Source organism: Mesorhizobium sp. M0478 (assembly GCF_040321305.1).
Taxonomy (GTDB): Bacteria; Pseudomonadota; Alphaproteobacteria; order Rhizobiales; family Rhizobiaceae; genus Mesorhizobium.
In genome coordinates, this window is sequence record NZ_JAMYRH010000015.1 from 144,228 (window position 1) to 158,465 (window position 14,238).

General features: G+C 58.4%; 11 protein-coding genes and 2 pseudogenes. 11 read left to right on the forward strand and 2 right to left on the reverse strand.

The window, feature by feature from the left end:
- Positions 1 to 1,764, reverse strand: a complete 1,764-nt coding sequence (gene nifA / locus NKI64_RS27585) for a nif-specific transcriptional activator NifA (protein WP_084013551.1) — start codon at positions 1,762 to 1,764, stop codon at positions 1 to 3.
- A gap of 1,153 nt (positions 1,765 to 2,917) precedes the next feature.
- Between nifA and NKI64_RS27590 the strand changes: the two genes are divergently transcribed.
- The 3 genes and pseudogenes from NKI64_RS27590 to NKI64_RS32220 all read left to right on the forward strand — a co-directional run.
- Positions 2,918 to 4,246, forward strand: coding sequence for a dicarboxylate/amino acid:cation symporter (locus NKI64_RS27590; protein WP_023706359.1), 1,329 nt, complete (start codon positions 2,918 to 2,920; stop codon positions 4,244 to 4,246).
- 304 nt (positions 4,247 to 4,550) lie between these two features.
- Positions 4,551 to 5,582, forward strand: a complete 1,032-nt coding sequence (locus tag NKI64_RS27595; RefSeq protein WP_023672231.1) for a LacI family DNA-binding transcriptional regulator — start codon at positions 4,551 to 4,553, stop codon at positions 5,580 to 5,582.
- Between the two features lie 291 nt (positions 5,583 to 5,873).
- Positions 5,874 to 6,101: pseudogene (locus NKI64_RS32220) on the forward strand (IS1634 family transposase); the annotation flags it as partial.
- Between the two features lie 80 nt (positions 6,102 to 6,181).
- Here NKI64_RS32220 and NKI64_RS27600 read toward each other — a convergent pair.
- Positions 6,182 to 7,207, reverse strand: coding sequence for a LysR family transcriptional regulator (locus tag NKI64_RS27600; RefSeq protein ID WP_023685028.1), 1,026 nt, complete (start codon positions 7,205 to 7,207; stop codon positions 6,182 to 6,184).
- Between the two features lie 237 nt (positions 7,208 to 7,444).
- On the opposite strand from NKI64_RS27600, the gene NKI64_RS27605 reads away from it, so the two are divergent.
- From NKI64_RS27605 to NKI64_RS27640, 8 genes and pseudogenes are all read left to right on the forward strand, one after another.
- Positions 7,445 to 8,038, forward strand: a complete 594-nt coding sequence (locus tag NKI64_RS27605; RefSeq protein WP_023694280.1) for a NodA family N-acyltransferase — start codon at positions 7,445 to 7,447, stop codon at positions 8,036 to 8,038.
- Positions 8,035 to 8,694 (forward strand): chitooligosaccharide deacetylase NodB, encoded by a 660-nt coding sequence (nodB, locus tag NKI64_RS27610; RefSeq protein WP_023672235.1) that lies wholly within the window; start codon positions 8,035 to 8,037, stop codon positions 8,692 to 8,694. Before NKI64_RS27605 ends, nodB begins: the two co-directional genes overlap by 4 nt.
- Positions 8,695 to 8,707: 13 nt before the next feature.
- Positions 8,708 to 10,066, forward strand: a complete 1,359-nt coding sequence (gene nodC / locus NKI64_RS27615) for a chitooligosaccharide synthase NodC (RefSeq protein ID WP_023829773.1) — start codon at positions 8,708 to 8,710, stop codon at positions 10,064 to 10,066.
- Between the two features lie 13 nt (positions 10,067 to 10,079).
- Positions 10,080 to 10,709 carry a nodulation methyltransferase NodS gene (gene nodS / locus NKI64_RS27620; RefSeq protein ID WP_023755874.1) on the forward strand — a complete coding sequence of 210 codons (630 nt, stop codon included), beginning with the start codon at positions 10,080 to 10,082 and terminating at the stop codon, positions 10,707 to 10,709.
- A gap of 37 nt (positions 10,710 to 10,746) precedes the next feature.
- Positions 10,747 to 10,980, forward strand: a pseudogene (locus NKI64_RS27625) (carbamoyltransferase N-terminal domain-containing protein); the annotation flags it as partial.
- Positions 10,981 to 11,034: 54 nt separating this feature from the next.
- The gene (gene nodI, locus NKI64_RS27630; RefSeq protein WP_023685034.1) at positions 11,035 to 11,946 is read left to right on the forward strand and encodes a nodulation factor ABC transporter ATP-binding protein NodI; all 912 of its coding nucleotides are present in this window, start codon (positions 11,035 to 11,037) and stop codon (positions 11,944 to 11,946) included.
- 3 nt (positions 11,947 to 11,949) lie between these two features.
- A complete protein-coding gene (locus tag NKI64_RS27635) occupies positions 11,950 to 12,738 on the forward strand; it encodes an ABC transporter permease (RefSeq protein WP_023698293.1) in 789 nt (262 codons plus the stop codon).
- A gap of 64 nt (positions 12,739 to 12,802) precedes the next feature.
- Positions 12,803 to 13,777 carry a LysR family transcriptional regulator gene (locus tag NKI64_RS27640; RefSeq protein ID WP_023685036.1) on the forward strand — a complete coding sequence of 325 codons (975 nt, stop codon included), beginning with the start codon at positions 12,803 to 12,805 and terminating at the stop codon, positions 13,775 to 13,777.
- Positions 13,778 to 14,238 lie beyond the last annotated feature (461 nt).

Below are 14,238 nucleotides of genomic sequence, written 5' to 3' on the forward strand. Positions count from 1 at the left end.
TCAAAGACGCTTGATCTCGACGCCGTATTTCCTCAGCACGTAGCCAATCTGGCGCGGGGTCAGCCCAAGCAAGCGCGCTGCCTTTGCCTGCACCCAGCCACATCTTTCCATGGCAGCAATGACGCGCTCTATATCGGGCGTCCTCGCGCCAATTGGGTGGGTTGCGCCGGCAAGTGGGTTAGTCGCGGCCGAACTGGCGGCCTCGTCCGGGGGCGTGGCCAAATTCGCTGACTCCGGCAGGATCGGCGGTGGTTGCAGCGCGGCCTTGCCCGATCTGCACTTCCACAGCGCCTCGGCAAAGCATTGGCCTTGGGAGCAGGCAAAGTCGTTTCTCCCGATTGACAGTCCCTCGGCCAGGATCGCTGTCCGGTGCACGCAATTTTCAAGCTCGCGAATGTTGCCGGGAAACTCACATTTCATCAGCACTTCAATCGCACGCGGATCGAAGGTGAGCGTACAGCCGTTCTCGTCGTTGAACTTCTTGAGAAACTCAGCTGCGAGGAGCGGAATATCGCTGCGCCTTTGGCGCAATGCTGGTACCAGCAAGGGAACCACGTTGATGCGGTAGTATAGGTCGGCGCGGAACTCATTCCTTGCAACCGCCTCTTCCAGGTTCCTGTTCGTGGCGGCAATCACGCGAACATCGACCTTGATGGTCTGATTGCTGCCGACGCGCTCAAACTCCTGCTCCTGCAGCACGCGCAGTAGCTTTGCCTGGAACGAGGCCGAGATCTCGCCGATCTCATCCAGAAACAACGTCCCCTTGTCAGCGAGCTCAAAACGCCCCTTGCGGGAATTGAATGCGCTTGTGAAGGCACCCTTCTCATGACCGAACAATTCGGATTCCAGGACCGTCTCTGGGAGCGCTGCACAATTGAGTTTAACGAAGGGCCGCTTGGCGCGCGGCGACAACTCGTGAATTGCCTTGGCAGCCAGCTCCTTCCCGGTACCGGACTCACCTCGCAACAGAACTGTGGTTTTTGCCTTCGCTACGACCGCGATCTTCTCCAGCAGGGCGCTTATCGCCGGACTGTCACCAATCATCCCCTCGACGTGGACCTTTTTGCGCCGGGGTGCAGGGTGCTTAACATCAGAAAATTTCGTTTGCAGCCGATGTTCCAGCTCCGGCGCTCGCTCGCTGTCGGCCGCGGAGAAGCGATGCAACTTGACTGTCTGTCCCACCATGTTGGCAATCATGGTGAGCAGCCGGACATCATCGTCGAGCCGATAGCTTGACCTGCTTTCCAAAACCCGGTCCAAAGTCAGCGCGCCTATAGCGTTCCCATCAACACGAATGGGAACGCCGATGAACGACACGGCGTCGGAGGCCCCAAGCACTTCGATATCAGTGGCAGTGAAGGTCGGATGCATCGCTATGTCGTCGGCGACGAGCGGCGTGTCGGTCGTGACAATCTGATCGATGGCGTTGCGCGGCAGGCGCGACCGGGAGGGCTCATTGCCGTTCGTGCCGCAGCCGCTGGCCACTGTGATGTCCAGTCCGCCCTCGGCATCGCAGAGAGCGATGATGCCGTGCCGCATCTGCACAAACGAGTGCAGGAGATCGACTACCTTGGCCAACTTGAGTTCGAGCCGGGCGGCATCGGCGAGTACTTTCGATATTTCGAAGATGCCGGTTAGCGCGCGCTCGTGCAATGCCACATTCGCAGGATTCGTGTCGGGCTTTGGACAACCCTTTATCGCATTCGGCAGCGATATGCCGCAGTCGCGGGCATTCTGTTCTGACTTGCTAATGTTGTGGTGCATGTGATCCTCGATCTCGCGCCATCAAATCTAGGCTGGCGGCATGTGCGCCCGCGACGTCGCGGGCACGCGCGAAAATGCTCCGACGTGAACTCGTGCCGCCGCCGTGTGGTCGAGTGCAAAGCGGGTCTAGCCCTGACGCATCGCTTGGCTACTCCCTCACGAGGCTTGGCCATGTTATTGGCTTGCCCCGGGCAAACACACGTTGTTTTCAAAAGACTGGAGCGAGGCGGCATAGTCAATCGAGCTTTCTTTCATCTGTGAAAGGAAACCTCGCGGCCTATGATAGGATTCATCAGTTCTATCTTTGCGTTGAAGCAGAAATACCTGGGCCGGCCATGCCTTGCCCGAGCGGCTGACCGCGCGGAGTGTAAATGCGGGGCCGTGCCATTCACCAGCGCCCGCGAAGGAGGGGCGGGAGCGATAATAACAGCCAACGGCACTGGTCCGTTGCCGCAAGCGCCATCTTTCTCGAGTTGATCAGGCGGCGGCGATGTCGCGTGTGAAGGCGCGAAGCTGGCGTCGAGTACGACTTCGTAGGCGGTGCTCGCAACTTTATGAATCGCATCGTCGTGGTCAGCACCATCACTGGGGGCCGAAATCGGCACATTCAATGAGCGTATCGAAAAGTCTGAACAGATTACGATGCGACCGCTTGGAAACGGCTGCCCCTGCTGCGGGCGTTGATTTGCAAAATGGGTCGTCCAAAAGGCCGTCCGAATTTATTCTGTGATTGCAGTGGCTGCATGGTCGTAGGCTGTCTAGAAACGAGCGCTTCCGAACAGGGGTAAGTTAGCCTGTCATCTGGACGGCCTTGAACAGGCGACCTATTGGTACGCGCTGGCGCCAACGATGGGGCCCGGTCCAAAGCCGGCTAACGAGGAACCCACCACGCTCTGTGCAGCAAAACCGCTAGCCAGAGGGATCGACCGGCAGCACTCTGCCAGAGACCATCAAGGGCGTTCGGACCGCGGCCTTGCCCGCTGGTCTGACACCGCTCCTCCATCATTGGCGAGCCCACATCAGTTCAGGTGATGCGGATTCATCTGGCATGGGTATTGCGGCGGCGTTGGTGCAGCGTTCGACCGGAGCGCCGCGATAGGGAGAAGCCCGGGAGAAGTCACGCCACCTCGATCCGGTCAGGGAGAGAGAAACAGTGTCAGCTGCACAAGTCCGCGGCGCGAGTCCCGCGCCCCGCAAACCCTTCTACACCAAGCTCTACGCCCAGGTGCTTGCCGCCATCGCGCTCGGCGTCGCAATTGGCTATTTTTATCCGGAGACCGGCGAGAGCCTGAAGCCGCTGGGTGATGCCTTCATCAAGCTGGTCAAGATGATCATCGCGCCTGTCATCTTCCTGACAATTGCGACCGGCATTGCCGGCATGAACGATCTTCATAAGGTCGGCCGGGTCGCCGGCAAGGCAATGGTTTATTTCCTCACCTTCTCAACGCTCGCGCTGATCGTCGGCCTCATCGTCGCCAATGTCGTCCAGCCTGGCGACGGCCTGAACATCGATCCGGCCTCGCTCGATGTCCAGGCCGTGAATACCTATGCCGCAAAAGCCAAAGCGCAGTCGGTCACCGGCTTCCTGATGAACATCATCCCGCCAACGATCGTCGGTGCCTTCGCGGAAGGCGACATCCTGCAGGTGCTGTTCTTCTCGGTTCTGTTCGGCATGGCGCTTGCGATGGCCGGAGAGACGGGCAAGCCTGTCGTTTCCTTCCTCCAGGCGCTCATTGTGCCTGTCTTCAAGCTCGTCGGAATTCTGATGAAGGCCGCGCCGATCGGCGCTTTTGGCGCGATGGCCTTCACCATCGGCAGATATGGCATCGGTTCGGTAGTCAACCTCGCGATGCTGGTCGCGACGTTCTATTTCACCGCCTTCCTCTTCGTGTTCGGGGTTCTCGGCGCAGTCTGCCGGTACAACGGCTTTTCGATTTGCTCTCTCATTCGTTACATCAAGGAAGAGCTGCTGCTTGTCCTCGCAACGTCCTCCTCGGAGGCGGCGCTCCCGTCCCTGATGGAGAAAATGGAGAAGGCGGGCGCCAGGCGTTCGGTTGTGGGTCTCGTCATCCCGGCCGGATATTCGTTCAATCTGGACGGCACGAATATCTACATGACGCTAGCGGCTCTCTTCATCGCACAGGCGACGAACACGGATCTGTCCATCGGCGATCAGGTGCTGCTGCTGCTCGTAGCAATGCTTTCCTCCAAGGGCGCTGCAGGTGTGACAGGTGCGGGCTTCATCACCCTGGCGGCTACGCTCGCGGTAGTTCCGAGTGTTCCCGTTGCTGGGATGGCACTGATACTCGGCATCGACCGATTCATGTCCGAATGCCGGGCGCTGACGAATTGCGTCGGCAACGCAGTGGCATCCCTCGTCGTCGCACGCTGGGAAGGAGAGTTGGACCGAGCACAGATGAAAGCTGCCTTCAGCGGTCATCAGCTTACCGAGGCATCAAACCGGCTACCCTCCTGCAAGTAAGGTGGGCGGCCCACGACCTGTCAAGTCGCTCAGCTGGTCACATAACTGAACGACCGACCCGCAGCCTCTAAACGGCTCCTCACGGACCATGTATCAGAAGCGCTAAATGTGTGAGTGCAAATCGTCACCGCCCTTTAAGCGAATGAGCCTTTCAGTATACCCGGCCGGTTTACGTCTGCAATGATGTTCGTCCAACAAGTTGTGCCCATTCGTATGGGGACGTCCTCACTTTGCCACCCGAAACCGAAACGCGTTAGGCGGACAGAGAGCCGGCCCGCGTCAAAAACCAATCAGAATAGGACCTATGACCAAGCGCCCCACAATTGCCGATCTCGCCCGCGAAGCCCGAGTCAGCGTAGCAACGATCGATCGGGTTCTGAACGCCCGCCATCCGGTGCGCGAGGAGACCGCGCGGCGGGTCCACGACGCCGCCCAGGCGATCGGCTATCATGCTGCCGGGCTAATCAAGCAGCGGTTGCGGCGAGACCTACCGCACTACCGTCTGGGCTTCATCTTGAGAAAACCGGCCCAGCATTTCTACCAAGATTTTGCGCGCGAGGTCGAAGCATCGGTCAATTTGGCCCAGTCCTTCCACGGCATTCCGCTCGTCGAATTCGCCCCGTCACATATGCCGAGCGACCTGATCGCGCCGCTCAAGGAGTTGGGCGCACGCTGCCATGCAATCGCGATGGTGGCACCGGACCACCCGAAAATCACAGCAGCGGTTGAGGACCTCAAGGCCAAGGGCATTCCGGTTTTCTCGCTGCTTTCCGACTTCGCCGCCGGCGTGCGACAGGGGTATATCGGCCTCAACAACCGCAAGGTGGGGCGCACGGCCGCTTGGATGGTGTCCAAGGTCGCAAAACGGCCCGGCAAAGTGGCGGTGTTTGTCGGCAGCCATCGTTTCCAGGGGCACGAGCTCCGTGACGTCGGCTTTCGCTCCTATTGCCGTGAGAACGCGCCCACGTTCGAGGTGCTGGATCCGGTCATGAACCTCGAGAAACGGCAGATCACCTACGAGGCAACGCTTGATCTCATGCAGCGGGAGCCCGAGCTCGTCGGCTTCTATGTCGCCGGCGGCGGCATGGAGGGCGCCATCTCCGCGCTCCGAGAAGAGGGCAAAAGTCGGGATCTCGTCGCGATCGTGAATGAAATCACACCTGAGTCTCGGGCAGCGCTTGCAGATAACATCGTCACGATGGCGGTCGCCACGCCAATGCGCCGGCTTTGCCAGGAGCTGATAACGCTGATGACACGGGCTATCGAGACCGGCACCGCTGAAACACCCGGACAGACATTTCTGCCGTTCGACATCCATCTGCCGGAAAATATATGAAGGCGGAAGCGCGAGGTAGATTGCCTAGATCCGCAGCGTCAACCTCCACCGGCTTCACTTGCCAACATGCCCCACGTTCTCGTGCAGGGGGTGTGGTCAATGATCCCGCACGGCAAGAGCCGAGCGAGGCCAGCACAGTCCATTTGGGGTCGACCTCGTCGACCGCCATCTCCTCGCCTGGCTGCACGTGAAAAGCCGCGGCACAGCCGGCAAGGTAGGAATTTAACCGGGCTAACCATCTTCTGGGACTTCGCACGCAAATCGAGGCGGCAGTCAATTCAGTAGCAGCCCGGGCTTGTGTTCTGCTCGTTCCGGCCCCTCGCACTTAGCAAGGAACTGCGCCGCTCTGCCGGGCCAAAGGCCCGACGCCCGAAGGGCAACCGCTCCTACGCGATCGCGTCCGCCTCCAGAAGCCGCCATCGAAAAGAATGCTCGCGTCGTCACCACCTACGGCCAAAGCGGGCAATCAAGGCAGCTGGCATCACTCTGCCACACATCCTCGACGAGCAACTCGCCTGAGATCAGCCCCAGAACGTAGGTAACACGCGCCGCGCCGGCGCTTGTCGAACATGCTGATCAGCCTGTCTTACAGGCGGTGATTAGGTGGGGCTCAACATCTTCCGGGACTTCGCACGCGATTTCGAGGTGGCAGTCGGTACCAAGAAACGAAAGGTCGGATCGGCGTGCCCGAGACGCTCAATGATTTCAGGCAAAGGCGCCAGGCGAGATGCCTCCTGCAACATCATTTCCCGCATCCACATGCTTGCCGGATCACTATTGTGAAGCTCAGGCCATTGGACGGCTTCCGTGAATGCAGGAGGAGGAAGTGGCGGCGGAAGTTGGACAATCCGCAGGGGTGTTGTTTTTGCGAAATGCTGCGCCAGCCGTAAGGGCATGGTCCCGATGCGGTTGGTGCCTGACAGGACGGGCGGGATCAGGCTAAAGCCCTGTACGACAACTTCGATACGTCTCTCGAAACCGTGCTCGAGCAAATACCATTCCTCCATGGTGGGCTGCCGGGTGTGCCTGAATTTGAGCACAACATGTCCCATGCACAAGTATCGCTCGAATGTAAGTGGCTCCGACAGCTGCTTGTTCGTGCCGCAGCCTACGCCTACGAGCTTATCTTCGAACAGGGCTGCGCGAGGATGTTTCGACATGAACACTTCCGGCATGATTAGAAAATCAACGTCGCCGCGCCGGAGAAGCTCCTCGGGGTCGTCGCAAATAGGCAGACATTCAAAGCGAACGGCGGGAGCTTCCCGCGCAGCGCGCTCTACTATCGTCCTAAAAAATACGAGCGTGATGTAATCGGAAAGCATGATTCGGAAGAGGCGATCCGATTGGGCCGGGTTGAAGGCGTCGGGGGAAATAATCGATAGCTGGATGTGCAGCAATGCATCCCGGACTGCTGGAGCGAGCCCGTCGGCGCGCGGTGTCAAAATGAGCTCGCGGCCGTTCATCGTAAATAGCTCATCGTTGAAATAGGCGCGTAACCGAGCAACGGCGGCGCTCATGGCCGGCTGGCTCAGGTTGATACTGCGAGCCGCGGCAGTGACTTTACGCTCCCTCATCAGAGCGTCCAGCACAACGAGGAGATTTAGATCCAGCCCTTTAAAACGCATGTCATGTTCTATCCAACGTGTGGATGCGTATCATTCAAACAATCAATTTTACGAATTTACGAGCCATGCATTAGAGGAACGTAAATGAGCGACGTCAAGCTCAAATCGACGACACGGGCCGGAACTTCGAGAGAGTGTCTGGCTCACCTTCGCCAACGACAACGGCTGAGTGCAGCCAACAACGCCGCTTTGGTCGAGTAATGCGGCCGCAAAAACCAATATGAAGAGAGGTCCTGAATGCGCCATCAGGTGCAGTGGAAGTTGTGCTGGGAAAACGAGTTGCAGCTCTCCGATCACGTTAAGCTCGCCGAGTTCTTTCGTGATACGTACGGGCCGACTGGGGCGTCCAACGCAGAACCGTTCGAAGGTAGTCGAAGCTGGGCCGGAGCCAGGCCTGAACTCCGCGTAATCGCCTATGATTCAAGCGGTGTAGCGGCTCACATGGGCATACTGCGCCGTTTCATCAAGGTCGACGCGGTCGACCTGTTGGTGGCTGAACTGGGCCTGTACGGGGTACGTCCGGACCTTGAGGGTCTGGGAATCGCCCATTCAATCCATGTCATGCTTCCAATACTGCAGGAGCTTGGCGTTCCATTCGCTTTCGGAACGGTCAGGGACGCGCTGCGGAATCATGTTGAGAGGTTCGGACGGCGATACAGCCCTATGGCCGTTTTGTCGGGAATTCGCGTGCGCTCCACCCGACCAGAGGCCCGCCTCGACCTGCCGCCCACACGCATCGATGACGCACTCACAATTGTTCTGCCAGTTGGACGGCCGATCAGCGAATGGCCCACGGGCACGATGATAGATCGGAACGGACCAGAGCTATGAGCCGGTCCGATTGCTTGTACGAAGTGCGCCGTGAGTGCTCTGACGGCACCGGCCGTCGAAGCGTTTATCTGACGTTTGACGACGGTCCCAATCCACTTTTCACACCGGAGATTCTCGACGTGCTGGCAGAGCAGCGAGTGCCGGCGACTTTCTTCGTCATCGGCGCCTACGCCTTAGAGCACCCATATCTAATCCAACGGATGATCGCAGAAGGGCACGAGGTAGGCAACCACACGATGTCTCATCCGGATCTGTACCAATGCGGTTTCGGCGAAGTGCAACGTGAGGTCTTTGAAGCGAACGACGCCATCATGAGAGCGTGCCCGCAGGCCTCGGTCCGCTTTGTTCGCGCGCCCTACGGCGCCTGGAGCGAAGAAGTCTGCACAGCATCACAGATCGCCGGGCTGGCGGCCCTTCATTGGTCCGTCGACCCTCGAGATTGGTCTCGCCCTGGAGTCGAGGCGATTATCGATAAAGTGCTCGCCTCCGTCCGGCCGGGCGCAATTGTACTCTTGCACGACGGATGCCCTCCCGGCGAGTTGAGCCAGGGCGCTCACGCCGGCATGCGCGACCAGACGGTCACGGCGCTGTCCCGGCTGATTCCAGCACTGCGTGAGCGCGGATTTGTAATCCGCTCACTTCCTCAACATCACTGAACAACGAGATCCCATGACTCTTCTTGGTACAACCAGCACTGTGGCCATTTCGCTTTATGCACTGCTCTCGACTGCCTATAAGAGCATGCAAGGGCTTTATGCTATGCCGACAAAGGATTCGTCGGGGTTGGAGGTTCTCGTCGGCTCCGACAAACTGCCCAGCGTGGATGTCATCGTCCCCTGCTTCAACGAGGATCCGCGCACGCTTTCAGAGTGCCTGGCTTCCATTGCAGACCAAGAATACGCCGGAAGACTTCGGGTCTATTTGGTTGATGACGGTTCTGGAAATCGCGAAGCCTTAGGAACTGTCCACGAAGACTACGCGCGCGACCCCAGGTTCGACATCATTTTGCTTCCCGAGAATGTTGGAAAGCGCAAGGCGCAGATCGCCGCGATACGACGCTCATCAGGGGATCTGGTGCTTAACGTTGATTCAGACACGGTACTCGCGCCCGACGTCATTTCCAAGCTTGTACCGAAGATGCGAGATTCAGCGGTCGGCGCAGTCATGGGTCAATTGACGGCCAGTAACCGAACCGAGAGCTGGCTGACCAGGCTGATAGACATGGAGTACTGGCTGGCTTGCAACGAGGAGCGCGCGGCACAGGCTCGCTTCGGTGCCGTTATGTGCTGTTGCGGCCCATGTGCCATGTACCGCCGGTCTGCGCTCCTTTTGTTACTGGACCAGTACGAGTCGCAATTTTTTCGGGGCAAGCCAAGCGACTTCGGTGAGGATCGCCATCTCACTATCCTGATGCTGAAAGCAGGCTTTCGAACCGAATACGTTCCGAGCGCCATCGCGGCCACAGTCGTTCCGAACAGACTCGGACCGTATCTGCGCCAACAACTCCGTTGGGCACGAAGCACATTCCGGGACACGCTGCTTGGGCTGCGCTTGCTGCCTAGCCTAAATAGCTATCTCACGTTGGACGTGGTCGGACAGAATCTCGGCGCGCTACTCCTCGCCCTATCGGTATTAACGGGCCTCGCACATTTCGCACTGACAGGCACTGTGCCTTGGTGGACAGGACTGATGATTGTGTCCATGACCATGCTCCGATGCAGCGTGGTAGCATTTCGTGCTCGACAATTTCGATTTCTTGGCTTTTCGCTGCACACGTTCATCAACGTCTTTCTCTTGCTTCCGTTGAAGGCCTACGCGCTGTGTACCTTGAGCAATAGCGATTGGCTGTCGCGAAGCTCTGCTGTCGCTACATCGAACACTGGGGGAAAACAGGCCCCCACCCAAGCTCCGATCACTGGTTCCAGCAGGGCAGAACTCTCGCCCCATTCGGCTCCGCTTCGCAGGCTCAATCTTGCGCGGGATTCTTCGGAATTAGTCCTGTCGGACAACATTTGCGGCGACGACTGACCGCAAATACCTAATGGACGAGAGGTGCACGAGTTTGACCCAGAACGTGAATCATCAGTTGCTTGATCGGGAATTGGCCGCTGACGATCCGTGGCGCCTCGACGGCAATCCATTCGAGCGGAAGCGCCACACGCAAATGCTCCAGCTGGCGCTTGCCCAAGGCTCCATTACAAATGCCCTCGAAGTCGGGTGCGCTGCCGGCGCATTCACGGAAAAACTAGTCCCCTACTGCCAAGGGCTCACCGTCATCGATGTCGTGGCGCAAGCGATTGCTCGAGCACGTCAACGGATAAAGGAGCCGTCGCGCATCAACTGGATAGTCTGCGATGTTCAACAGTTTTCGACCGACGAGTTGTTTGACGTGATCGTTGTGGCGGAGGTCCTCTACTACCTCGGAGACATAGCCGAGATGCGCGCGGCCATCAAAAACCTGGTGCGGGTGCTTGCGCCAGGCGGGCATCTGATCTTCGGATCGGCAAGGGATGCTAATTGCCGTCGCTGGGGTCACGCCGCTGGTGCTGAGCCGGTCATCGCCATGCTGAACGAAACGTTGATCGAGGTAGAGCGGCTTGAGTGTCGGGGCGAGTCGGTCAACGAAGACTGCTTGCTCGTCCGTTTCCGGAACCCGATTTCCGCTTCCTGATGAATCTCGAATCTATCGCCGTTAACGTGGAGACACTATGCGCATCTGTGGTACCAAGCTGACCCATGATGGGGCGATCGCCCTGGTCGAGGATGGACGGCTCGTCTTCTGCGATGACCAGGAAAAGCGGCACAACGATCCGCGTTACCAATCCATCGATAATCTCGACGCAATTGTCGCCGCTTTAGCGGAGCAGCGGCTAGATCCTTGTGATGTCGATCAGTTCGTTATCGACGGCGGGGATGGCGAAGACGAGTTACAGTTTCAGATCGGCAGGGAACCAAGCAACCGCCAGTTTTGTCGTCCCTCTCGGTAAAATGAACCCATGTCCATGATAGCGATCGACCTTACTGACGTAAGCAAAACTTATGACAAGCTCGTTGTCGACAGGCTGTCGTTCCGCGTTGCGGCGGGGGAATGCTTCGGGCTCTTGGGACCGAACGGCGCGGGCAAAAGCACGATTGCGCGTATGGTCCTCGGCATGACATCGCCTGATGCGGGGAAGATTACTGTGCTCGGCGCTCCAGTGCCGGCGCGCGCGCGTTTGGCACGTATGCGCATCGGCGTGGTCCCGCAGTTCGACAATCTTGATGCCGCGTTCACTGTACGCGAGAACCTGTTGGTGTTCGGGCGCTACTTCCGGATGAGCAGACGCCAGATCGATGCGGTCATACCATCGCTGCTTGAGTTCGCCCGCCTCGAGAACAAAGCGGATGCGCGCGTCGCCGAACTGTCCGGCGGCATGAAGCGGCGCCTGACGCTCGCGCGTGCGCTCATCAATGACCCGCACTTGCTGGTGATGGACGAGCCGACCACCGGCCTCGATCCGCAGGCCCGCCACCTGATCTGGGATCGGCTGCGATCGCTGCTGGCGCGGGGCAAGACTATTCTTTTGACTACCCATTTCATGGAAGAGGCCGAGCGGCTGTGCGATCGGCTGTGCGTTATGGAGGAGGGGCGCAAGATCGCCGAAGGTCGCCCGTCCGAACTCATTGACGAGCAGATCGGCTGTGACGTGGTCGAGGTCTACGGCGGCAATCCGCATGAACTGGGTGCGCTGATCCGGCCGTACGCACAGCGCATCGAGGTGAGCGGTGAGACGCTTTTTTGCTATGCACCCGATCCGGAGCAGGTGCTGGCGCAGCTACGCGGGCGCACGGGTCTACGCCTTCTGCAGCGTCCCCCCAATCTCGAGGATGTGTTTTTGCGGTTAACCGGGCGCGAGATGGAGGACTGAACAATGGGCGAACGTTATGCGGCGGGCATGCCCGCCAATGCGTGGAATTGGGTCGCGGTTTGGCGCCGCAACTATCTTGGATGGAAGAAAATCGGGCTTGCATCGGTTCTCGGCAACCTCGCCGATCCGATGATCTATCTGTTCGGTCTCGGCTTTGGCATCGGAACAATGATAGGTCCTGTTGAGGGCACTTCGTACATTGCGTTTCTCGCGGCTGGCATGGTTGCCACAAGCGTGATGGCATCGGCGACCGCTGAAACGGTCTACGGGAGTTTCGGCCGCATGGGCGACCAGCGCACCTGGGAAGGAATGCTATGCACTCAGCTGACGCTCGGCGATATCTTACTCGGCGAATTGGCGTGGGCAGCCACGAAGGCCCTCATGGCGGGCACAGCAATCACTATTGTTGCCACCACGCTCGGCTACGCATCGTGGCCATCCATCCTCTGCTTGCTGCCAGTCATCGCTCTCAATGGCCTCGCCTTCGCGAGTCTAGCGATGGTCGTCACGGCGCTTGCGCCCAGTTATGAATATTTCATATTTTATAATACGCTTGTTATTACACCCATGCTGTTCCTTTGCGGCGCGATGTTTCCGATCAACCAATTGCCCGGCGCTTTTCAGTATGCTGCCTCCTTATTACCGCTCGCACATGCAATCGACCTCATTCGTCCAGCGATGCTTGGCCGTCCGATTGACAAAATGGGCCTGCATATCGGCGCGCTTTGCATATACACAGTTTTGCCCTTCTTCTTTTCGATTGCTCTTTTTCGTCGAAGGCTGATGCGTTGACGCTACTCACCATTCGAATTGAATGTTTGGTCGCAACCCATTCACACGCCGCCTAGATCAAGACATGCGTTTTAAGGGACTCGATCTGAATCTCCTCGTTGTGTTGGACGCTCTGGTCAGGGAACGTAAAGTCACCGCGGCGGCCCGCAGTATTAACCTGAGCCAGCCGGCAATGAGCGCCGCCGTTGCTCGGTTACGCGCCTATTTCAGCGATGAGCTATTTACGATGAGCGGCCGCGAGCTCATTTTGACACCTCGCGCTGAGGGGCTCGCCCCAGCAGTCAGGGAGGCATTGCTGCACATCCAGCTATCGATTATTTCCTGGGACGCCTTCAACCCAGCCCAATCGGATCGTCGCTTCCGGATTATCCTTTCCGATTACATCACGCTCGTATTTTTTAAGAAGATCGTAGAACGTGCTGCGCGGGAAGCTCCCGCCGTCCGCTTTGAATGTCTCCCTATTTCCGACGATCCCGAGGAGCTTCTCCGGCGCGGCGACGTTGATTTTCTGATCATGCCGGAAGTATTCATGTCGAAACATCCTCGCGCAGCCCTGTTCGAAGATATGCTCGTGTGCGTAGGCTGCGGCACGAACAAGCAGCTATCAGAGCCACTTACATTGGAGCGATACTTATCGATGGGGCAGGTTGTGTTCAAATTCGGGGACACCCGGCAGCTCTCCATGGAGGAATGGTATTTGCTCGAGCACGGTTTCGAGAGACGCATCGAAGTTGTCGTACACGGCTTTAGCCTGATCCCGCCCGTTGTATCAGGCACCAGCCGGATCGGGACCATGCCCTTACGGCTGGCGCAGCATTTCGCAAAAACAACACCCCTGCGAATTGTCAAACTTCCGCCGCCACTTCCTCCCGCATTCACGGAGGCCGTTCAATGGCCTGCGCTCCACAATAGTGATCCGGCAAGCCTGTGGATGCGGGAAATGATGTTGCAGGAGGGATCTCGTATGATTCCTCTGCCTAAGAGCACCGGACGTCTCAGTTGTCCCCAAATTGAGAAACTGCCCCCCCCTCGACTATGAGAGGAGGCATGGATGGCGATCCCCCGCCGCCTGCGACCCCGCAACTGCTCAGCAGAAGGGCGAAGCGAACGAGAGTGAATCCATTTCGTAAATGTGTGCCTATCCAAGCAATCGATTTCTGCAATTGTCCGATGACGAATATGAACGCGCCTGAAGGTGTGGAGGCGGAAGCCTGTTCGGGCCCTTGCGGCCGACCACGATGAATCCCTTCCAAACCTTCAGCCGGACGGTGTTGTTGACGCGCTCCATTAAACGCCGGGACCAAACATATTCGGCGGGAGCACTGATCCTGAACCAGCGAGCGGATGCAGTCGGTTGCCGGTCGGGGAGCAATATAGGGAGCTGGGTCGCCAGCCTCCGGAGACTTACGTGACAACCATTCCTTAAAGGATTCAGCTTTGAGACCCTTCCCTCTGACTTCCGCGATTTGGGGCATTGTGTTGATCAGCGGCGTGGTCAAC

Excerpts from the sequence above, each read along its gene's own strand:
- nodS (WP_023755874.1), top strand. The coding sequence starts at position 10,080 with ATGGACGAGAGGTGCACGAGTTTGACCCAGAACGTGAATCATCAGTTG.
- nifA (WP_084013551.1), bottom strand. The coding sequence starts at position 1,764 with ATGCACCACAACATTAGCAAGTCAGAACAGAATGCCCGCGACTGCGGC.
- NKI64_RS27635 (WP_023698293.1), top strand. The coding sequence starts at position 11,950 with ATGGGCGAACGTTATGCGGCGGGCATGCCCGCCAATGCGTGGAATTGG.
- nodC (WP_023829773.1), top strand. The coding sequence starts at position 8,708 with ATGACTCTTCTTGGTACAACCAGCACTGTGGCCATTTCGCTTTATGCA.
- nodI (WP_023685034.1), top strand. The coding sequence starts at position 11,035 with ATGTCCATGATAGCGATCGACCTTACTGACGTAAGCAAAACTTATGAC.
- NKI64_RS27595 (WP_023672231.1), top strand. The coding sequence starts at position 4,551 with ATGACCAAGCGCCCCACAATTGCCGATCTCGCCCGCGAAGCCCGAGTC.
- NKI64_RS27605 (WP_023694280.1), top strand. The coding sequence starts at position 7,445 with ATGCGCCATCAGGTGCAGTGGAAGTTGTGCTGGGAAAACGAGTTGCAG.
- NKI64_RS27600 (WP_023685028.1), bottom strand. The coding sequence starts at position 7,207 with ATGCGTTTTAAAGGGCTGGATCTAAATCTCCTCGTTGTGCTGGACGCT.
- nodB (WP_023672235.1), top strand. The coding sequence starts at position 8,035 with ATGAGCCGGTCCGATTGCTTGTACGAAGTGCGCCGTGAGTGCTCTGAC.
- NKI64_RS27640 (WP_023685036.1), top strand. The coding sequence starts at position 12,803 with ATGCGTTTTAAGGGACTCGATCTGAATCTCCTCGTTGTGTTGGACGCT.